The 20,847-nt window shown below is 72.2% G+C and carries 17 protein-coding genes; 7 read left to right on the top strand and 10 right to left on the bottom strand.

From position 1 onward, the window contains the following. Window positions 1-123 precede the first annotated feature (123 nt). The 4 genes from ACWCP6_RS08125 (at window position 124) to ACWCP6_RS08110 (ending at window position 4,708) form a co-directional block, all read left to right on the top strand. Complete coding sequence (locus ACWCP6_RS08125) at window positions 124-1,758, top strand: penicillin-binding transpeptidase domain-containing protein (RefSeq protein ID WP_450931531.1); 1,635 nt, start codon at window positions 124-126, stop codon at window positions 1,756-1,758. A 125-nt stretch (window positions 1,759-1,883) separates the two neighbouring features. Beyond that, window positions 1,884-3,575 (top strand): penicillin-binding transpeptidase domain-containing protein, encoded by a 1,692-nt coding sequence (locus tag ACWCP6_RS08120; RefSeq protein WP_450931530.1) that lies wholly within the window; start codon window positions 1,884-1,886, stop codon window positions 3,573-3,575. A 75-nt stretch (window positions 3,576-3,650) separates the two neighbouring features. After that, window positions 3,651-3,860, top strand: coding sequence for a hypothetical protein (locus tag ACWCP6_RS08115; protein WP_450931529.1), 210 nt, complete (start codon window positions 3,651-3,653; stop codon window positions 3,858-3,860). Continuing rightward, window positions 3,857-4,708 carry an EamA family transporter gene (locus ACWCP6_RS08110; protein WP_450931528.1) on the top strand — a complete coding sequence of 284 codons (852 nt, stop codon included), beginning with the start codon at window positions 3,857-3,859 and terminating at the stop codon, window positions 4,706-4,708. The genes ACWCP6_RS08115 and ACWCP6_RS08110 overlap by 4 nt, the downstream gene beginning before the upstream one ends. A gap of 129 nt (window positions 4,709-4,837) precedes the next feature. Here the strand turns inward: ACWCP6_RS08110 and ACWCP6_RS08105 are convergent, their stop codons facing one another. The 4 genes from ACWCP6_RS08105 to ACWCP6_RS08090 form a co-directional block, all read right to left on the bottom strand. After that, window positions 4,838-6,010 carry a serine hydrolase domain-containing protein gene (locus tag ACWCP6_RS08105; protein WP_450931589.1) on the bottom strand — a complete coding sequence of 391 codons (1,173 nt, stop codon included), beginning with the start codon at window positions 6,008-6,010 and terminating at the stop codon, window positions 4,838-4,840. Between the two features lie 221 nt (window positions 6,011-6,231). Then, on the bottom strand, window positions 6,232-7,023 hold the full coding sequence (locus ACWCP6_RS08100; protein ID WP_450931527.1) for an energy-coupling factor ABC transporter ATP-binding protein: 792 nt from the start codon (window positions 7,021-7,023) through the stop codon (window positions 6,232-6,234). After that, complete coding sequence (cbiQ, locus tag ACWCP6_RS08095) at window positions 7,011-7,772, bottom strand: cobalt ECF transporter T component CbiQ (protein ID WP_450931526.1); 762 nt, start codon at window positions 7,770-7,772, stop codon at window positions 7,011-7,013. The genes ACWCP6_RS08100 and cbiQ overlap by 13 nt, the downstream gene beginning before the upstream one ends. An 80-nt stretch (window positions 7,773-7,852) precedes the next feature. Continuing rightward, the gene (locus ACWCP6_RS08090; protein ID WP_450931525.1) at window positions 7,853-8,905 is read right to left on the bottom strand and encodes an energy-coupling factor ABC transporter permease; all 1,053 of its coding nucleotides are present in this window, start codon (window positions 8,903-8,905) and stop codon (window positions 7,853-7,855) included. 237 nt (window positions 8,906-9,142) lie between these two features. Between ACWCP6_RS08090 and ACWCP6_RS08085 the strand changes: the two genes are divergently transcribed. Further along, entirely contained in the window at window positions 9,143-9,505 is a 363-nt protein-coding gene (locus ACWCP6_RS08085; protein ID WP_450931524.1) for an SsgA family sporulation/cell division regulator, read from the top strand. Window positions 9,506-9,576: 71 nt separating this feature from the next. Here ACWCP6_RS08085 and ACWCP6_RS08080 read toward each other — a convergent pair whose 3' ends face one another. Both ACWCP6_RS08080 and ACWCP6_RS08075 read right to left on the bottom strand, forming a co-directional pair. Then, window positions 9,577-11,811, bottom strand: coding sequence for an MMPL family transporter (locus tag ACWCP6_RS08080; protein WP_450931523.1), 2,235 nt, complete (start codon window positions 11,809-11,811; stop codon window positions 9,577-9,579). A 105-nt stretch (window positions 11,812-11,916) separates the two neighbouring features. Further along, entirely contained in the window at window positions 11,917-12,501 is a 585-nt protein-coding gene (locus ACWCP6_RS08075; protein WP_450931522.1) for a TetR/AcrR family transcriptional regulator, read from the bottom strand. Window positions 12,502-12,753: 252 nt separating this feature from the next. On the opposite strand from ACWCP6_RS08075, the gene ACWCP6_RS08070 reads away from it, so the two are divergent. Then, window positions 12,754-16,071 (top strand): S41 family peptidase, encoded by a 3,318-nt coding sequence (locus tag ACWCP6_RS08070; protein WP_450931521.1) that lies wholly within the window; start codon window positions 12,754-12,756, stop codon window positions 16,069-16,071. A gap of 119 nt (window positions 16,072-16,190) precedes the next feature. Here the strand turns inward: ACWCP6_RS08070 and ACWCP6_RS08065 are convergent, their stop codons facing one another. The 4 genes from ACWCP6_RS08065 to ACWCP6_RS08050 form a co-directional block, all read right to left on the bottom strand. Next, the gene (locus tag ACWCP6_RS08065; RefSeq protein WP_450931520.1) at window positions 16,191-16,415 is read right to left on the bottom strand and encodes a hypothetical protein; all 225 of its coding nucleotides are present in this window, start codon (window positions 16,413-16,415) and stop codon (window positions 16,191-16,193) included. 120 nt (window positions 16,416-16,535) lie between these two features. Further along, window positions 16,536-17,414, bottom strand: a complete 879-nt coding sequence (locus ACWCP6_RS08060) for an SDR family oxidoreductase (protein ID WP_450931519.1) — start codon at window positions 17,412-17,414, stop codon at window positions 16,536-16,538. Further along, window positions 17,411-18,343 (bottom strand): alpha/beta fold hydrolase, encoded by a 933-nt coding sequence (locus ACWCP6_RS08055; RefSeq protein WP_450931518.1) that lies wholly within the window; start codon window positions 18,341-18,343, stop codon window positions 17,411-17,413. The genes ACWCP6_RS08060 and ACWCP6_RS08055 overlap by 4 nt, the downstream gene beginning before the upstream one ends. Next, window positions 18,340-20,007 (bottom strand): flavin-containing monooxygenase, encoded by a 1,668-nt coding sequence (locus tag ACWCP6_RS08050; RefSeq protein WP_450931517.1) that lies wholly within the window; start codon window positions 20,005-20,007, stop codon window positions 18,340-18,342. Before ACWCP6_RS08050 ends, ACWCP6_RS08055 begins: the two co-directional genes overlap by 4 nt. A 171-nt stretch (window positions 20,008-20,178) precedes the next feature. Here ACWCP6_RS08050 and ACWCP6_RS08045 point away from each other — a divergent pair, with 171 nt between their 5' ends. Continuing rightward, window positions 20,179-20,811 carry a MerR family transcriptional regulator gene (locus ACWCP6_RS08045; protein WP_450931588.1) on the top strand — a complete coding sequence of 211 codons (633 nt, stop codon included), beginning with the start codon at window positions 20,179-20,181 and terminating at the stop codon, window positions 20,809-20,811. Window positions 20,812-20,847: the final 36 nt, after the last annotated feature.

The following is a 20,847-nucleotide window of genomic DNA, read 5'->3' as shown; positions in this document are numbered from 1 at the left end:
TCGCCCAGATTCCAGTCGCATAAAGATGCGGCTGCGTGACGCCCGCTCCCCGTAGAGTGACGGGCGAACAACTTCTTGAACACGTTCAAGTTCAGGAGGTCGCCTTGGGGAGGGGAACCCATCATGCGCAAGGGGGCAAAGGTCGCCCTGGTCGGCGGCGTGTTCGCCGTCATGGTGACGGGTGCCGGATACGGCGCCTACACCATCGTGCACGGCATCGCGGGAGGGAGCGGCACGTCGTCGGACGGGGCGGACAGGGTCAGGACCGGGCCGCCGACGAGCGCCGAGATCCGTGACACCACGCACCGGTTCTTCGCGGCTTGGGAGAAGGGCGAGGCCGCGCAGGCTGCCGCCGCCACCAACAACGCGCAGGTCGCCGAGCGGCTGCTCGCCGGCTACCACGACGACGCGCACATCACGCATGTACACATCACGCCGCACCCCGCGTCCGGCGCGACCGTGCCGTTCTCGGTGCGGGCCACGGTGTCGTACGGCGGCAGGAGCAAGTCCCTTGCGTACGACACGAAGCTGACCGTCGTCCGCGGCGTCTCCACCGGGCGGGCCCTGGTCGACTGGGCGCCCTCCGTCGTGCATCCCGAACTGGAGCGCGGCGACAGTCTGGTGACCGGCGAGGCCACGGCGCCGCCCATCGAGGCGGTGGACCGCCACGACGTAGTCCTGACGAAGGAGAAGTACCCCTCGCTCGGGCCGGTCCTGGACCAACTGCGCAAGAAGTACGGCGACAAGGCGGGCGGCAGGGCGGGCATCGAACTGTCCGTACACCACGAGGACGACTCGGCACCCGACACGACACTGCTCACGCTCGCCAAGGGCAGACCGGGGAAGCTGAGGACCACGCTCAGCGCCGCTGTGCAGGCCGCCGCGGAGCGGGCGGTGACGCGGTACACGGAGTCGTCGGTCGTGGCGGTGAAGCCGAGCACCGGAGAGGTGCTGGCGGTGGCGAACCACCGCGACGACGGATTCAACGCGGCGTTCCAGGGCGAATTGGCCCCCGGCTCCACGATGAAGATCATCACCTCGGCGATGCTCATCGACAACGGTGTCACCTCGGCGAACGGATCCGCGCCCTGCCCGGACACCGCGGTGTGGCAGAGCCAGACCTTCCACAACCTCCAGGGGATGTCCGCCAACGAGCACGCCACGCTCGCCAACAGCTTCGCCCGCTCCTGCAACACGGCCTTCGTCAAACTCGTCGACGAGAAGCCGCTCACGGACGACTCGCTGACCCGCGAGGCGCAGGACCGGTTCGGGCTCGGACAGGACAACTGGGCGACCGGCATCGCCTCCTTCGACGGCCGGGTCCCCGCGTCCGGCGGTCCGGACCGGGCGGCCAACGCGATCGGGCAGGGCCAGGTCCAGATGTCCCCGCTGAACATGGCATCCGTCACAGCGACCGCCATGACCGGCGCCTTCCGGCAGCCGGTCATCGTGTCGCAGAAGCTCGACGGCCGTGAGCTGGCTCACGCACGCGGCCTGTCCGCGGGCACCGTCGCCCAGCTGCGGCAGATGATGCGGCTCACGGCGACCAGCGGCACCGCTGCGCCGGTCATGGCCGGGCTCGGCGTCGACATCGGCGCCAAGACCGGCTCGGCGGAGGTCGACGGACAGTCCAGGTCCAACAGCTGGTTCACCGGGTACCGGGGCGATGTCGCGGCGGCCGCGATGACCCAGGAGGGCGGCCACGGCGGGGCCGCGGCGGGCCCGATCGTGGCGGCGGTGCTGCGGGCCGGCGGCTGACCCGGCAGGGGGTGAGGGGCGTACCGGATCGTTACCAGGGGCAATAGGCAGGCGTTAACGGGGCGTGAGGCCACCCCCTAAGGTGTGCCTTCGGGAGAATGCCCGAGCTCGTGGAGGAGGCGGACGTGGGACAGAGAAGACGCGCCCGCGCGCGCGGAAGAACGCACCCCGCGGTGATCGGCGGAGCGGTCGCCGTCGTCCTCGGCGGTGCCGCGGTCGGTGCGTACGGCCTGTACGGCGGTGGGACGTCCGACGAGTCCCACGCGACCATCGACCAGAAGCACGTGCCGACCGGTCCGCCCACGGCGGCCGAAGTGCGGTCCGTCTCCCGCGCGTTCCTCACCGCCTGGCAGCGCGGCGACGCCCCGCTGGCCGCCCGCTCCACCGACGACGCGGCGGCCGCCCGCACCGCCCTCACCGGATACGCCCGGGACGCCCGCATCACCCACGTCACGCTGACGCCGCACCCCGCGACGGGCGCGACGGTGCCGTTCTCGGTGCGGGCCACGGTGTCGTACAAGGGGAAGAGCAAGCCCCTCGCGTACGGCTCCGAGCTCACCGTCGTCCGCCGGGCCGAGGACGGAAAGCCGCTCGTCGGCTGGAAGCCCTCCGTCGTCCACCCCGATCTGCGCCAGGGCGACCGCCTGGTCACCGGCGAGGCCGGCACACCGCCGGTCAAGGCGCTGGACAGCTCCGGCAAGGAGCTGACCACGGCGACGTACCCGTCGCTGGGCAGCGTCCTGGACGGGCTGCGCGAGAAGTACGGCGACACGGCGGGTGGCAAGGCGGGCATCGAGCTGCGCGTGGTGCGCGCGAAGGGCTCGGGGGCCAGTGCCGGGAAGAAGCCGGCCAAGGGCCTGGAGCTGCCCGACAAGACGCTCGTCACCCTCACCGAGGGCACCCCCGGCACCGTGCGGACGACGCTCAGCGCGAGCCTTCAGGCCGCGGCGGAGGACCAGGTCAAGAGCAGGTCCCGCGCCTCCGTCGTCGTCATGCGCCCCAGCACCGGCGAGATCCTTGCCGTCGCCAACTCGCGGCCGACGGGGTTCAACACGGCCCTCCAGGGCTCCCTGGCGCCCGGCTCCACGATGAAGATCGTGACGTCGTCGCTGCTCATCGACAAGAAACTGGCGTCGGCCGACAAGCCGCACCCGTGCCCCAAGTACGTGACGTACGGCGGGTGGAAGTTCCAGAACGACAACAAGTTCCAGATCAAGAACGGCACGTTCAAGGCGAGCTTCGCCGCGTCCTGCAACACGGCCTTCATCTCTCAGGCCAAGAAGCTCCACGACGACGACCTGACGAAGCAGGCCCAGCAGGTCTTCGGGCTGGGCATGGACAACTGGTCCATCGGCGTCCCGTCCTTCGACGGTGCGGTGCCGGTGCAGAGCAACGCCCAGATGGCGGCGTCGCTGATCGGGCAGGGCGGGGTGCGTATGAACCCGCTGAACATGGCGTCCGTGGTCTCCACGGCCAAGACGGGCACCTTCCACCAGCCGTACCTGGTCGCGCCGTCCGTCGACCACCGCACCCTCGCCAGGTCGACCCGCTCCCTGTCCTCGTCCACCCGGGCGCAGCTCCGGGAACTGCTCCAGTACACGGCCTCGTCGGGCACCGCGGCGAAGGCCATGGCCGGTCTGGGCCCCGACTACGGCGCCAAGACCGGTTCCGCCGAGGTCGACAACCAGAAGGAGCCCAACGGCTGGTTCACCGCCTGGCGCGGCGACCTCGCGGCCGCCGGCGTCGTCCAGGCGGGCGGCCACGGCGGCGACTCGGCGGGCCCGATCGTGGCGGCCCTGCTGAAGCTGGGCGGATGACCTGCCGCTTCGCCGTCGTCCCGGCCTCCGGAACTCGTTCGCGTGTCCGGTACACCTACCGCTAGGTTGCGGGCCATGACCGAATCCGAGAGCGTCGCCGCGCGCCCCCGCTTCGCGGAAGTCCTGCACGGGACGGGGCCGACCGACGCGGTCCACTCCCCCCTCGGCCGCGCGGCCGTCCGGCCCGGCGCGGGAACCTCGCACACGATGTGCCCGATGCCCCCGAAGACCCCGGCCGCCCCTGCGGGCGCCGTCCTGGCGGACGTGCGCGAGACGGCCTCGTGACGCCGCTCGTCGCGGTGGCCGTCCTGTTCGCGGCCGTCACCCACGCGGGCTGGAACGCCATCGCCCACGCCATCAAGGACCAGTTGGTCGCCTTCACTCTGATCGGCGGCGGCGCGGCAGCGGTCAGCGTGGTGCTCGCGTGCTTCGCCCCGCTGCCCGAGACCGCCGCCTGGCCCTACCTGGTGGCATCGGCGATCCTGCACACCGCCTACCAGGTGCTGCTCATGCGGTCGTTCTCGCTGGGCGACTTCGGCCAGATGTACCCCATCGCCCGCGGTACGGCCCCGCTCGTGGTGACGGTGCTCGCCGCCGTGTTCGCCGGCGAGTCCCTCGGCGCCTGGCAGGCGGCGGGCGTGGCCGTGGCATCCGCGGGTCTCCTCGGTCTTGCGCTGTGGGGCCTGCGCGGCGCGGGCGCGCGGCCGCACGGGCCCGCGCTGACCGCGGCGGTGGCGACGGGCCTGTCCATCGCCGCGTACACGGTCGTCGACGGCCTCGGCGTACGCGCCTCCGGCACCCCCCTGGGCTACATCGCCTGGCTGCTGATCCTGGAGGGCACGCTGATCCCGGCGTACGCGCTGTGGGCGCGGCGTGGTGCGCTGCTCGTCCAGCTGCGGCCGTACGCGGCCCGCGGGCTCCTCGGCGCCGTCATGTCGATGGCGGCCTACGGCCTGGTCCTGTGGGCCCAGACCCGGGCCGCGCTCGCCCCCGTCGCGGCGCTGCGCGAGTCCTCGATCATCGTGGGCGCCGCGATCGGAACCCTCTTCTTCAAGGAGCGCTTCGGCACGCCGCGGCTGGTCGCGGCGGCCCTGATGGTGGCGGGCATCGGCCTGATGCTGCACGCGAGCTAGACTCCCGCGGTTCGGGTGCCTCCGCCGGCGGCAGCACGGGCACGACCGGCCGCGGGCGATGCCCGATTCACCCCAATCCGGTGATACGTGCCGGTCCTTGGACCCGCGGGCCGACCGGCAAGACGCCCCCTAGAGCCCTGTCACCGTCCGTACCGCGTGGACCAGTGCCTGGGCGCGCGGGTCCGCGGTGACGCCCTTCTGGTGACCGTTGGTCACATAGCCGAAGGCGATACCGGTGCCGGGGTCGGCGAAGCCGAGCGAACCGCCCCGGCCGGGGTGCCCGAAGGAGCCGGGCCCGAGGAGCGGCGACGCGGCGCCGTGCAGCATGTATCCGAGCCCGAAGCGGGTCCCGACGACCAGCACGCGGTCGGGTCCGGCGGACTCCTCGGCACGGGCCGCCGCGACGGTCTGCGGGGTGAACAGCCGGCCCGCCCCGTCCACTTCCCCGATCAGCGCCGCGTAGAAGCGGGCCAGGGCGTCCGCCGTGGCGATGCCGTTGGACGCGGGCAGCACGGCCGCGCGGTAGGCAGGGTCGTTCTCGTCGGGAGCCGGTTCGATCGCGCCGAAGGCGCGGCGGGTGAGGGACGCGGGGTCGGCATAGGCCTCGGCGACGTTCCGCCTGGGGCGGGTGCGCAGGCCGCCCGGCGGGACGGGGGCCTCGACCGGTCCGACCCGGCCGACGCGGTGCGCCTCGGCCTCCGGCAGCCCGACCCACAGGTCGAGCCCGAGCGGCCCGGCCAGCTCGTCGGCGATCCACCGGCCGATGGAGCGGCCGGTCACCCTCCGCACGAGCTCACCGGTGAGCCAGCTGTACGTCTGCGCGTGGTAGCCGTGGTCCGTGCCGGGCTCCCAGAACGGGGCCTGGGCGGCGACGGCGGCGGCACCCCGCTCGGGGTCGGCGGCCTCGGCGGGGGTGAGCGGCCGGTCGAGCGCGGGTATGCCCGCACGGTGCGCCAGGACGTGGCGGACGAGGGTGCGCTCCTTGCCCCGGGCCTTGAACTCGGGCCAGTGGGCGCCGACCGGTGCGTCCAGGTCCAGTTCCCCGCGCTGGTGGAGGAGCAGCAGCACGGCCGCGGCGACGCCCTTCGTCGCGGACCGGACGATCTGCGCGGTCCCCCGCTCCCAGGGCGCGCCGTCGGGGCCCCCGTCGACGTCGCGGGTGCCGGCCCACAGGTCGACGACCTTGTGCCCGTCGCGGTAGACGGCGACCGCGGCACCCCGTTCACCGCGGTCGGCGAAGTTGCGTACGAACGCTTCCCCGACCGGCTCGAAGCCCGCGGCGACGGTGCCGTTCACGACCACGCCTTCCTCCACCACGTCCGTGCTCCCTGTCTGTCGGTGTGCCGCTGGCAGTCTCGGTGATTGCGACAGTAGGTGCAACACGCATGGATCATCTACGATTCCCAGCCCAGGAGCAGGGATGCATCGATATTTCCTCGGTCGCCAAGCGGACGGGGGCGGGTGAGCGGCGGTCGCGCGGCACCTGCGTCGCGCGCGAGCGCAGCCCATCGCCGTCGCGTGCGTCACGCGCCCGTGGTCACGGACCTCGGGTCGAAGCCGAAGGGCAGCTCAAGGCGGTGGGCGCGCATCAGGTCCTCGTCGGCGAGGACGTCGCCGGTCGGGCCGTCGGCGGCGATCACGCCGTCACTGAGGATCATCGAGCGCGGGCACAGCTCCAGCGCGTACGGCAGGTCGTGGGTGACCATGAGGACGGTGACGTCCAGGGAGCGCAGGATGTCGGCGAGTTCGCGGCGGGACGCCGGGTCGAGGTTGGAGGAGGGCTCGTCGAGGACGAGGATCTCCGGCTCCATCGCGAGGACGGTGGCGACGGCGACCCGGCGGCGCTGCCCGAAGGACAGATGGTGCGGGGGCCGGTCGGCGAACGCCGCCATGCCCACGCGCTCCAGCGCGCCGCGCACCCGCTCCTCCAGCTCGGCCCCCTTGATCCCGGCGGCCGCCGGGCCGAAGGCCACGTCCTCGCGGACGGTCGGCATGAACAACTGGTCGTCCGGATCCTGGAAGACGATGCCGACCCGGCGCCGGATCTCGGCCATGTGCTGCTTGCCGACGGGCAGCCCGGCGACCTGCACGCTGCCGGCGCCGCCGGACAGGATGCCGTTGAGGTGCAGGACGAGCGTGGTCTTCCCGGCGCCGTTCGGGCCGAGCAGGGCGACGCGCTCGCCGCGCCCGATCGTGAAGTCGACCCCGAAGAGGGCCTGGTGGCCGTCGGGGTAGGCGAAGGCGAGGCCGGCCACCTCCAGGGAGGGCGGCGTGGTCACGGGGTCCGTGGACGGTGTTGCGGTCACAGGGTCCATCCCAGCAGACAGACGACAAGGGCGGAGAAGGGGAGGGCCAGCGCGTAGGTCCACTGGGCCCGGGTGGCGGCCACCTCGTCGATGACCGGCATCGAGCCCGCGTAACCGCGACTGACCATGGCGAGGTGCACGCGCTCGCCGCGCTCGTAGGAGCGGATGAACAGGGCGCCCGCCGACTTGGCGAGGACGCCCCAGTGGCGTACGCCGCTGGCCTCGAAGCCGCGCGACTCCCGCGCGATCCGCATCCGGCGCATCTCGTCCGTGATGACGTCCCCGTACCGGATCATGAACGAGGCGATCTGCACGAGCAGCGGCGGGAGCTTCAGGCGCTGCAGGCCGAGGAGGAGTTCGCGCAGTTCGGTGGTGGAGGCGAGCAGGACGGACGCGGCGACGCCGAGGGTGCCCTTGGCGAGCACGTTCCAGGCGCCCCACAGTCCGTTGACGCTCAGGGACAGCCCGAGCACGTCGACCCGCTCGCCGCCCGCGACGAACGGCATGAGCACCGCGAACGCCACGAACGGCACCTCGATCAGCAGCCGCTTCAGCAGGAAGCCCGCCGGGATCCGGGCCGCGTACGCGACGACGGCGAGCAGCGCCGCGTACAGCGCGAACGCCCACATCGCCTCGCGCGGCGTGGACACGACGACCACGACGAAACAGAAGACGGCGGCGAGCTTGGTGTGCGGGGGCAGCGCGTGCACGGGCGAGTGCCCGTGCCGGTAGAGCTTGTGTGCGTGGCCTGCGCCCATGTCAGGCCCCCGTCGAACGGTATACGGCGCGCACGGGTGCGGCACCCCCGGATGCGACGCGCTCGGACTCGGCAGCCATGTCAGACGCCTTCGGGCAGCGACGCCGGGCCCGCATCGGCGCTGCGGCGGCGGCGCAGCACCCAGAACACCGCGCTGCCGGCGACGACCGTCGCCCCGACGCCGATCACGCCGGCGAGGCCGCCGGAGAGCCGGGCGTCGGCGATGTCCTTGACCCCGTACCCGGCGAGCGGCGAGTCCTCGGACGCGTGCTTCTGCTCCTTCGTGTCGATGCCCTGGTCGTGCGCGACCTTCTCCAGGCCGTCGGGGCTCGCGGAGGCGTAGTAGCTGACGAAGCCCGCGAGGACGAGGGAGGTGGCGATGCCGGCGATCCACACCTTGCGCGAGGAGCGGGCTGCGGGCACGGCGACGGGGGCGGCGGCCGGGGCATCGACCAGTTCCCCGCCGACCCGCAGCTTCAGCTGCTGCTGGAGGCCGCGGGCCCCGTACACCAGGTCGGGCCGGACCGCGATGACCGCGCCGACCGTGAGGGCGGTGATGACGGCCTCGCCGATGCCGATGAGGACGTGGACGCCGACCATCGCGGTCGCGACCTTGGCGATCGGCACGTCCGTGGTGCCGCCGATGGCGTAGATCAGTGTGAACACCACGGCCGCGGCCGGTACGGACACCAGCGCGGCAGTGAAGGACGCCACGGTGATGGAACGCCGCCGACGGGGCAGGAGCTTCACCAGGACACGGAAGACGGCATAGGCCACGACGGTCGTCGCGATCGCCATGTCGGTGACGTTCACGCCCAGCGCGGTGAGACCGCCGTCGGCGAAGAGGACACCTTGCATGAGGAGCACGACGGAGACGCAGAGGACCCCGGTGTACGGCCCGACAAGTATCGCCGCGAGCGCCCCGCCGAGCAGATGGCCGCTGGTCCCCGCGGCGACCGGGAAGTTCAGCATCTGCACGGCGAAGATGAACGCGGCGACCAGGCCCGCGAGCGGCGCGGTCCGTTCGTCCAGCTCGCGCCGGGCTCCGCGCAGGCTGACGGCGACGGCGCCCGCGGCCACCACACCGGTGACCGCCGAGACGGGTGCGTTGATGAATCCGTCGGGGACATGCATGAGCGGGCTCCGAGGGTGGGAGTTCGGCCGTTGTCTGGAACCGTTCGATGATAGTGCCTTATTGCGAACTGCTTGCAAGAGCGCATCGAGGCCGAATATCCCGAGGATTAAACCTGGAAATATGGGACATTAAAGGACATACGTCACTGGGTCGAAGGACAGGGCCGGGCACACAGCCGGGCCGGGGTGCACCGGTGCACGGGAACCGTGTGCACAACGAGGGTGAGGAGTCGGACGATGTCAGCCGCCATCGAGCAGCACGCACGGGCCCACATCGCCACGGACTCCGCGGTGGGCGAGCGTCCGGTGCCCGTGGCGCTGCGCTACGACCCCGACTCCGATCCGAACCTCGTCCGGCTGCGGCTGCCCGGCGCCCCCGGGGACGCCCGCAACGACTGGCTGTTCGCGCGCGAGCTCCTGGAGGAGGGGTTGCGGGCCCCCGCCACGGGGGGTGATGTGCGGATCTGGCCCTGCGGACGGGTCCAGACCGTGATCGAGCTGCACTCCCGCGAGGGCACCGCGGTCGTCTGGTTCGACTCCTCGACCCTGATCCGCTTCCTGAACCGCATCTACTCCGCCACGGCGTCCGCGGTCCGCTAGCTCCTCGTCGACGGACGGTGCCCCTTCCCGCAACCGGGAAGGGGCACCGTCCGTGGGAGTCCGCGGGAGGCTCAGACGCGCGCCAGCTGCCGCTCGCCGTCGGGGTCCGGGTCGCCCTGGGAGCGGTCCTCGGCCCCGGTACGCAGCCCCTCGCCCTCGACGTCCACGTTGGGCAGGGCCCGGTCCAGCCACCGCGGCAGCCACCAGGCCGCCCGGCCGAGCAGCGCCAGCACCGCCGGCACGATCGCCATCCGCACCACGAACGCGTCGAAGAAGACGGCGACCGCGAGCCCGAACCCGATCATCTTGACCATCTGCTCGCTGGATCCGATGAACCCGGAGAACACGGCGATCATGATGACGGCCGCGGCGGTCACCACGCGCGCCCCGTGCCGGAACCCGGTCACGATCGCCTGCCCGGGCCGCTCCCCGTGGACGTACGCCTCACGCATCCGCGTCACGAGGAACACCTCGTAGTCCATCGCGAGACCGAAGACGACACCCACCATGAAGATCGGCATCATCGACATGACCGGGCCGGTCTGCTCGACCCCGAACAGGGAGCCGAGCCAGCCCCACTGGAAGACCGCGACGACCGCACCGAGCGCGGCGAGCACGGAGAGCAGGAAGCCGAGCGCGGCCTTCAGCGGCACGAGCACCGAGCGGAACACCACGATCAGCAGCAGGAAGGCCAGACCGACGACCAGCGCCAGATAGGGCAGCAGCGCGTCGTTCAGCTTCTGCGAGACGTCGATGTTCATGGCCGTGGTGCCGGTGACCATGATCTTCGCACCGGTGTCCGACGCGATCTCGCCCCGCTCGCCGCGGATCGCATGGACCAGGTCCTCGGTCCTCGTGCTGCTCGGCTTGGAGTCGGGGACGACGCTGATCATCGCGGTGTCCCCGGCCTTGTTGTACGTCGGCGGGGTCACCACCTGGACGTCGGGCAGACCCTTGACCTTCTTGGCGACCTCGCCGACGGCGGCCTTCGGGTTCTTGGCGTCCCGGGTGTCGGTGACGACCATCAGCGGGCCGTTGACGCCGGGGCCGAAGCCGTCCGAGAGCAGGTCGTAGGCCTTGCGCTGGGTCGTCGACACCGGCTGCGAACCGTCGTCGGGCAGGCCGAGTTCGAGCGAGGCGGCCGGGACGGCGACCGCGCCGAGCCCGATGACGCCGAGGAGCAGCACGGCGACCGGGCGGCGGACGACGAAGCTGGCCCAGCGGGTGCCCATGTTCGGCTTGCCGGCGGCCGCCTTCGCCTTGGCGCGGCCCCCGCCGAGCAGCCTGCTCTTCTCGCCCATCGGCTTCACCCGCCTGCCGGCGTAGCCGAGCAGGGCCGGGATCAGCGTGAGGGCGATGAGGACGGCGATGGCGACGGTGGCCGCCGCCGCGACGCCCATCTTCGTGAGCATCGGGATGTTGACCACGGCGAGGCCGACCAGGGCGATGACGACGGTCAGTCCGGCGAAGACGACGGCGGAGCCCGCGGTGCCGACGGCCCGGCCCGCGGCCTCCTCGCGCTCCCGGCCCTCGGCGAGTTCGGCGCGGTAGCGGGAGACGATGAAGAGCGCGTAGTCGATGCCGACGGCGAGGCCGATCATCGTGGCCAGCGTGGAGGTGGTCGAGCCCAGGTCGAGGGTGCTGGCGAGCGCGGCGATCGACGAGACGCCGATGCCGACGCCGATCAGGGCGGTGACCAGCGGCAGCCCGGCCGCGAGCAGCGAGCCGAAGGTGATCACGAGGACGACCGCGGCGATGCCGATGCCGACGACCTCGCCGGCCCCGGTCTCCGGGACCGCCTGGAGCGCGTCACCGCCGACCTCGACGGTCAGCCCCGACGCACGCGCGTCCTGCGCCGCGTCCTTGAGCGCGTCGCGCGAGGAGTCCTTCAGCTCCATGCCGGAGACCTTGTACGAGACCTGCGCGTAGGCGGTCCTGCCGTCCTTGCTGATGGTCCGGGCCCGGAACGGGTCGGCGACCCGCGCCACCTCGGAGCCGGAGCCGAGCTTCTTGACGGTCTTCTCGACGGTGGACCTGTTGTCGCGGTCGGTCATCTTCTCGCCGTGGGGCGCATGGAAGACGACCCGGGCGGTGGCGCCGTTCGCCGTGGTGCCGGGGAAGCGTTTCTCCAGCAGGTCGAAGGCGTGCTGCGCCTCGGTGCCGGGGATCGAGAAGGAGGTGGTGCCCGGCGCCGGTGCGTTGGCGGCGCCGACACCCGCGAGGGTCAGCAGGGCCACCCATATCAGGGCGGCGAAGTGCCGTCGCCGGAAGGCGAGTCGGCCGAGTCGGTACAGGAACGTGGCCACGGGGGCGTACTCCCGGTCAGGTCGTGGGTCAACGGGGCAGGGGTCATCGGCCCGACGACGTGAGCGGTCGCGTCAGGAAACGAGGTGCGGAAGGACTGGGGCGGGTCAGACGCCGAGGGCGGGGAGGACCACGGCGTCGATGTACGTGGTGAGGTAGGCCTTGTCGACGGGCACGTTCTCGATGAGCGGCCGGGCGACGAAGGCTCCGACGAACATCGGGACGACGAGACGCAGTGCGGGATTGTCCGCGGCGACCTCGCCACGCTCCACGGCGCGCAGCAGCAGCTGGTCGAGGCCGGTCATCTCCGGCTCGATCAGCAGCTCGCGGAACGCCTTGTGCAGATCGGGGTTGTCGTGCACCGCCATGGCCAGGCCCCGCATCAGCGCGGAGTCCTCCGCCATCCGGCAGTCGTCCTCACGGCTGGCCATCTCGTGGAAGTCGCCCCGCAGGCTCCCGGTGTCGATCTCGGCGAGGCACACCGGCTTGCGGTGCCGCAACGCCTTGACGACCAGCTCGGGCTTGCTCCCCCACTGGCGGTAGAGGGTGGCCTTGCTGGACCGGGTGCGGGCGGCGACGGCGTCCATGGTGAGCGCGTCGTACCCGACGTCCCGGAGCAGGTCGAGCACGGCTTCGTACAGCTCGGCCTCACGCTCGGGCGTGATCCTGCTGCGCCGTGGGGCCTCGGCCATGCCTGCCTCCCGCTCCGTACGAAACGGTTTCGTACGCCTCAAAGCTACCCCACCGCCTAGCGAAACGAAACCGTTTCGTACGTGTGCTGTGCCACAGGCCGGGACGGCCTTGCCACCACAGGCCGGCACGGCCTTGCGCGCACGGGCCCGGACGGCTCCCGGCACCGGCCCGGGCGCCTGCACCCGGTACGGGCCCGGCCCGCCCTCGCGCCACGAGTTGCCGCGGCCTGCCGACCGGCCAAGCATGAGTAGGTGAGCGACGCACACGGCGACCACGCCTATCTGCGATTTCCCCATCTGCACGGCGACCGGCTCTGCTTCGCCGCCGAGGACGACCTGTGGCTGGCTCCCCTCACCCCCGACGGCACCTGCGACGAGCGGGCCTGGCGGCTCACCGTCGACCGGACCAAGGTGAGCCACCCGCGGTTCTCGCCGGACGGCACCCTGATCGCGTTCACGAACTGGCGCAGCCTCGACCCGGAGATCCATCTTGCACCGGTCGACGGCGGCAGCCCGACCCGGCAGCTGACGTACTGGGGCAGCACCGACACCCGCGTCTGCGGCTGGGCCCCGCCCGAGAAGGACGGCCACCCCGACATCCTGGCCGTCGGCTCGCACGGCCAGCCGTTCTCCTACTTCAGCTGGGCCTACCGCGTCCCCACCGACGGCTCACCAGGCGACAAGTTGCCCTGGGGCCCGGTCCACGACATCGCGATCGCCGACGTCGGCGGCAAGCATCTGACCCTGCTTCTCACGGGCAAGCCGCCGCACGAGCCCGCCTCCTGGAAGCGGTACCGCGGCGGCGCCATGGGACGGCTCTGGCTGCACGGCGAACGGCTGCTGCCGGACGTCGAAGGCCACCTGGCGTCACCGATGTTCGTCGACGGCCGGATCGCCTTCCTCTCCGACCACGAGGGCATCGGCAACCTGTACTCGTGCCTGCCCGACGGCTCCGACCTGCGCCGCCACACCGACCACGACGCCTTCTACGCCCGCAACGCCGCGTCCGACGGCCGGCGCGTCGTCTACCAGTGCGCCGGTGACCTGTGGATCGTCGACGCGCTGACCCCCGACTCGGTACCGCGCATGCTCGACGTACGCCTCGGCGGTCCGCGCACCGGGCGCCGCCCCTACCAGGTGCCTGCCTCGCAGAACGTCGAGGGACTGTCCGTCGACACGACCGGCCGGGCCAGCGCCGTCGTCGTACGCGGCAGCCTGTACTGGCTCACGCACCGCGACGGGCCCGCCCGCACCATCGCGGACACCCCCGGGGTGCGGGTGCGGCTGCCGGAGATGCTGGGCACGGGCGGACAGGTCGCCTACGTCACCGACGCGGACGGCGAGGACGCCGTCGAGATCGCCTATCTGCCGCGCGCGAGCGGCGTCAGGGAGCCGCGGCGACTGGCGTCAGGCCTGCTCGGCCGGGTCCTCGAAATGGTCTCCGACCCGGAGGGCGAGCGGCTCGCGATCGCGGCGCACGACGGCCGGCTGCTGCTGCTCACCGTGGGCGAGGAGGCAGGGGGCGAACCCTCCCCGGACGAGGAGTCCCCGCCCGAGGTCATCGAGGTGATCCGGTCCGACAACGGCCCCGTGCGGGACCTGGCCTTCTCCCCCGACGGGGACTGGCTGACCTGGTCGCACCCGCACATCGGACGCTCCCTGCGGAAGATCAAGATGGCGCGGATCACCGGGCCGGGACCACGGACGATCGTCGACGTCACCAACGGCCGCTTCGAGGACGAGAGTCCGGTCTTCACCCGCGACGGCCGCTATCTGGCCTTCCTCTCCTGGCGCGGCTTCGACCCCGTCTACGACGTCCACACCGGCGACCTGTCCTTCCCGCTGGGCTGCCGCCCCTATCTCGTCCCCCTCTCCTCCGCCACCCCCTCCCCCTTCGCACTGCTGCCGGACGGCCGCCCCGCGGCGGGCGGCCTCGACCCGACCGAGGCCGAGGAGGAGGGCGGCGAGGGGTACGTCACCGTCGAGGCGGAGGGACTGGAGAGCCGGGTCACCCCCTTCCCGGTGGCCGCGTCCAAGTACTCGGCCCTGCACCCGGTGGCGGGAGGCGGGCTCGTGTGGCTGCGGTGGCCCATCTCGGGCGCGCTCGGCGAGACCTTCGTCAACCCGGCCGACCCCTCGGTCCGCCCCACCCTCGAGCACTTCGACATCGTCAAGGCCCGCAAGGCCGAACTCGTCCCGCATCTGGACATGTTCGCGGTCAGCGGCGACGGCACCCGGCTCGTCGTGGCGGACAGCGGTGAGCTGAAGGCGGTGCCCGCCACCGAGCCCGGGGACCTGGACTCGACGGTCTGGATCGACCTGCGCCGCATCCTGCACGAGGTCGACCCGACGGCGGAGTGGCGGCAGGCGTTCGACGAGGCCGGACGGATCACCCGCGACTACTTCTGGGCCCCGAACATGTGCGGCATCGACTGGTCGGGGGTGCTCGACCAGTACCGGCCGCTGGTCGAACGCGTCGCGTCCCCCGACGAGTTCGCGGACCTGCTGCGCGAGGTGCTCGGCGAACTGGGCACGTCCCACGCCTACGTCACGCCCGCGCGCCGCAACGAGGGCCCCCCGCACTACCAGCGCGCCATCGGCCTGCTCGGCGCCAACCTGGTGCGCCGTGGCGACCACTGGGTGGTCAAGCGCATCCTGCCCGGCGACTCGTCGGACTCCAAGGCCCGCTCACCGCTGGCGGGCACCGGGATCCGCGAGGGTGCGGCCCTCACCCATATCGACGGCCGGCGGGTGGACCCGGTGACGGGCCCGTACCCGCTGCTCGCCGCTGCGGGCGGCACCACCGTCGAACTGACCTTCGCCCCGGCCGAGGGCGAGGGCCCCTCACGCCGGGTCGCGGTGATCCCCCTCATCGACGAGCGACCCCTGCGCTACCAGGACTGGGTGGCCAAACGCCGCGAGGTGGTACGGGAGTTGAGCGACGGCAACTGCGGCTATCTGCACATCCCCGACATGGGCGGCTCCGGCTGGGCCCAGTTCAACCGCGATCTGCGCATGGAGGTCACCCGCCCCGCGCTCATCGTGGACGTGCGCGGCAACGCGGGCGGCCACATCAGCGAGCTGGTGGTGGAGAGCCTGACCCGGACCATCCTGGGCTGGGACCTGACCCGGAACGCCCAGCCGGTGTCGTACGCCTCCAACGCCCCGCGCGGCCCGATCGTGGCCCTCGCCGACGAGGCGACGTCGTCGGACGGCGACATGATCACGGCGGCCTTCAAACTGCTCGAAATCGGCCCGGTGGTGGGCCAGCGCACCTGGGGCGGGGTCGTCGGCATGACGGGGCGGCACCGCCTGGGCGACGGCACGGTGATCACCGTTCCCATGAACGCGGCCTGGTTCGACGCGTACGGCTGGGCCATCGAGAACCACGGTGTCGACCCCGACATCGCGGTCCTGCGCACGCCCCTGGACTGGGCGGAGGGCCGTCACGCGGGCCTCGACGACGCCGTCCAGGTGGCCCTGGACCTGCTCACCGAACACTCCGCCGCCACGCCGCCCGACTACTCGGACGTCCCCGACCGGTCCCGCCCGAAGCTGCCGCCGCGGTGAACACCGCCGCCCGCCGCCGTGCCACACCTGCGCGGCACCCGGCACCCCGGCCGGCCCCGCACCGCGAAGGGCGCACCCCGGAAAGAGGTGCGCCCCTGCGTTGGCCGACGTGACGTCAACTACGCGTCGTAGTCCATGTCCTGTCGATCCCGGTCCTCACGGGTGGTCCGCTCGGCCTCGTCCTCCTGGATCTGCGGACGACGCGACTGCGGCTGCTGGTGCGAACGCTCCTGCGAGGAGGGGCGCTGCGGCGACTGACGCTGCCCACCCTGCTTGGCACCGCCGGCCTTCCGCTTGGCCTGCTCGGCGAGCTGCTCGCCCTTGTCCTTGAACTGATCCTGCATGCCCATGAGTTTCACTCCCGTAGTGGGTGAGGGGATCGGGCCTCGACCAGACTGACACGCCCGGACATACATCGCATTTCGATCAGTTACGGTCCGCTACCGCCCCCCGCGCACCCAGGGCTAACGCCCGGCGCGCTCCCGCTCGTCCGCGGCGCCGCCCTCCCCCACGAGGCCGGTGGAGACGCTGCCGAGCCGCGGCTCGAACCGCCGCATCTCGCGCTGCCCCACGGCTCCGATGATCCCGGGCAGATATCCGCGCACCGACTGCATCCCGCGCAGCCACCACTGCGCGTAGACATGGCTCGAGCGGCGCTCGATGCCGGCGACGATCCGGTCGACCGCGGGTCCCAGCGGATACGTCTTGTTGGACGGCCACGGCAGCCGCTGCCTGAGCTCCCGCATGACGTCGTCACGGTCGGCCCCGCGGACCATGTCCGTGTCGGTCCACGACAGATACCCGACCCCGACCCTGACGCCCCGGTAGCCGACCTCGGCCCGCAGGCTGTGCGCATACGCCTCGACACCCGACTTGGACGCGCAGTACGCGGTCATCATCGGCGCCGGCGTGATCGCCGCGAGCGAGGCGATCTGGAGCAGATAGCCACGGCTCTCGATCAGCACCGGCAGGAACGCCCGTGCCGTGACCGCCGACCCGATCAGGTTGACCTCGATGACCCGCCGCCACGCCTCGGGGTCCGAGTCGACGAAGGGCCCGCCCGAAGCGACCCCCGCGTTGGCGACGACGATGTCGACCTTTCCGAACCGCTGCTTCACCTCCTGCGCGACCCGCGCCATCGCCTCGTGGTCGGTGACATCGGCGTACCAGTGGTCGCTGTCGGTGTGCAGCCGCCCGGACACCTCCTTGAGGGCGTCCGGCTCCAGCCCGACCAGCGCGATCCGCGCCCCGCGGGCCGACAGCTTGCGGGCCAGCAGCTCGCCCACTCCACGGGCGGCACCCGTGACGACGGCGACCTGACCTTCCAGACTCACCCTGCTCATGCTGACGCTGCCCCCTTCACCTGCACGTACGTCTCGACGAGTTCCCTTATCCGGCCGGTGACCGCCTCCGGGGCCTCCACCGGTGTCATATGGCCGAGCCCGGTCAGCTCGGTGACGCCGACGCACTGCGGCAGCGCGGCGACCAGACTCCGCGTGTGCACGACGGGCGTCAGCCGGTCGGCCGTACCCACGACGACCGCCGTCGGCATGCTCAGCCGCCGCACGCCGGCGTCCAGGTCGAGCCCGGCCAGCACCTGCGACCAGCCGTGCCGCACGGTGCGCGGGCAGGCGTGCACGATCCGGGCACACACGTCGACCTTGTCCGCGGCGGCCCCCGGGCTCATCGTGGCGTACCGCAGGATCTTCCTGGCGAGCGGTGTCACCGGTCCGAGCGGCGCCCGCGAGCCGAGGACGGCGTGGGTGACACGGGTCCGCAGCCGCCCCGCGCGCAGCGGCACCACCAGCGACTCGGCCACCAGCTGCGAGCTTCCGGTGGAGCAGAGCAGCACGGCCGCCGCGTGCTCGTGGAACTTCGCCCGGTCCGCCGCCGCCATCATCGTCATCCCGCCCATGGAGTGCCCGACGAGCACGGCGCGCTCCCCGGGCTCCAGGGCCGTGGCGAGCACCGCCTCCAGGTCGTCGGCGAGCGCCCGCGTGCTGTATCCGCCGTGCCCGCCGGGTGCCGGGCTGCGCCCGTGGCCGCGCTGGTCGTAGGCGATGACACGGTGGCCGTCGGCGAGGGCGCGGATCTGTGCGGCCCAGAACGCCGTCGAACAGGTCCAGCCGTGCGAGAGCACCACGGCCGGCGCGCCCTCGGGCCCGTGCACCTCGACGTGCAGCCGGGAGCCGTCGGCGGAGACCGCGGTCAGCTCCTGTGCGGGCGCCGGCGGCGCGAACGGCCCGGACGTCACATGGGTCAGTCTGCTCATGCCCCCGCCTCCACCTTCTTCGTACGGGCACCCTTGCGGGCCGCCGCGCCGTCCGCGGCCCCCTGCGCCCCGGTCCTCGTCCCCGCGGCCGCCGGCTCCTCGGCCCTGGGTGGCCGGATCACCTCGTACTCGGCGAGGTCGACACGGCGCGTGGCGGTGCGGAACTCCGTTGTCGTACCGGGCCATACGGTCGTGTTGACGCCGTTGGCGTCGAGGTACCAGCTGGTGCAGCCGCCGGTGTTCCACACCGTGCGCTTCATGCGCTCCTGGACCTTGTCGTTCCAGGCGGTGACGGCGTCCGGGCGGGCACCGAGGGCGACCCGGCCGCCGAGCACACCGAGCTGGCGCAGATAGTCGGCCATGTAGTTCAGCTGGGACTCGATCATCAGGATCATCGAGGAGTTCCCGAGCCCGGTGTTGGGGCCGATGATCGTCATCCAGTTGGGGAAGCCTGCCGCGGTCGCGCCGCGCAGCGACCGCATGCCGTCCTTCCAGCTCTCGGCGAGCGTGCCGCCGTCGGCGCCCACCACCCGCTCGGCGATCGGCATGTCGGTGACGTGGAACCCGGTGCCGAAGACGATCGCGTCGGCCTCGGTCTCGGTGCCGTCGGCGGCGACGAGGGTCGAGCCGCGGACCTCGGCGAGGCCGCTCGCGACCACGTCCACATTGGGCCGGGCGAGCGCCGGGTAGTAGGTGTTGGAGAGCAGGATCCGCTTGCAGCCGATCCGGTACGTCGGCGTCAACTTGGCACGCAGCGCCGGGTCCTTGACGGCACGGGCCATGTTCCGCTTGGCGAGCCGCTCGATCAGGCCGAGTTCGTCGGGGCGCTTGGTGAACGCCTGGACCTGGAGTTCCCGGATGCCCCACAGGAGGCCGCGGCGGGCCTGGGTGGTGAACGGCAGCTGCCGGTGCAGCCAGCGCTCCACGCCCGTGATGTTCCGGTCGGCGCGCGGCATCACCCACGGCGGGGTGCGCTGGAACAGCGTCAGCCTGGCGACGTCCGGCTGGATCGCGGGCACGATCTGGATCGCCGACGCCCCCGTGCCGATCATGGCGACCCGCTTGCCCGTGAGGTCGAAGTCGTGGTCCCAGCGGGCCGAGTGGAAGACCTTGCCGGGGAAGGTGTCGAGGCCCGGGATGTCCGGGACCTTGGGGTCGGAGAGCGGCCCGGTGGCGGAGACCACGACGTCGGCGGTCAGCGTGGCCCCCCTGGTCGTCTCGATCTCCCACCACAGCTCGTCCGCGTCCCAGCGCATCAGCTTCACCTCGGAGTCGAAGCGGATGTGCGGGCGCAGCCGGTACACGTCGGCGACGTGCTCCAGGTACGCCGCGATGTGCTCCTGCCCGGAGAAGGTGCGCGGCCAGTCGGGGTTGGGCGCGAACGAGAACGAGTACAGATGCGAGGGCACGTCGCAGGCGCAGCCCGGGTAGCTGTTGTCGCGCCAGGTGCCGCCGACCGCGCCGGCCCGCTCCAGCACCACGAAGTCGGTGATGCCCTCGCGGCGCAGCCGGACCGCGGCCCCGAGCCCCCCGAAACCGGACCCGATCACGGCCACCCGGACGTGCTCGCGCCCGCTTCCCCGCTCCCCCTTCCCGGACGGCCCCGACGCCCCGGTCGTCGCCCTTGCCGTCTTCCCGGCCCTCTCCCCGGTCGTCCCCGCCATACCGGCGCCTCCCTTGCCGCGATTCCGCCAGTAAACACTGGCGCGATGAGGAGCGTAGAGCAGCGCGGTACTCATGGGTAGGGGTCGGGACGAGGGAGTTACCCGCGGTACGACCCGTGCAGAACATAGGCTGATCCCGTGACAGAGGGATCAGGGAAGCGCGAGTACCGCATGGAGGAGCTGGCCAGGGAAGCCGGCATCACGGTGCGCACCCTGCGCTTCTACCGCGAGCGCAAGCTGATCCCGCCACCCCGGCGCGAGGGCCGCATCGCCTGGTACGACGACCACCATCTGGCCCGGCTGCGCACCATCGCGGCACTCCTGGAGCGCGGTCACACCCTCAGCGGCATCGCCGAACTCGCCGAGGCCTTCGACCACGGCCGCGACGTGGGCGAGCTGCTCGGACTCGGCGCCCCCACCGAGGAGATCCCGGTCCGCCTCACCCCCGGGGAGCTCGCCGACCACTTCGCCGGCCAGGTCACCCCGGAGAACCTCGCCGCCGCCCTCGACCTCGGCTACCTCGGCACCGACGGCGAGGAGATCGTCCACGTCAGCCGCCGCCTGCTCGACGTGTCGTCCGCACTCGTCCACGAGGGCATCCCCCTCGCCGCGGTCCTGGAGGCGGGCCGGCGCGTGCGCGAACACGCCGACGCGATGGCCGAGTTGTTCGCCGACATGGTCCTCGCACACGCAAGGGAGTCCGACATCGAACGCCTCCGCCCGCTGGCGAAGAGCGTGGTCGAGGCGGAACTCTCCCTGGCCCTGGACCGCCGGCTGGCCGCGCAGCGACGCAACGGGGCCTGAGCCGGGCCCGGCCCGCCCGGCGTACGGCGGGACGGC

This window comes from Streptomyces sp. NPDC002004 (genome assembly GCF_053593975.1).
Note: the sequence above shows the minus strand (reverse complement) of the source record. Positions and strands in the feature narration are given on the sequence as shown.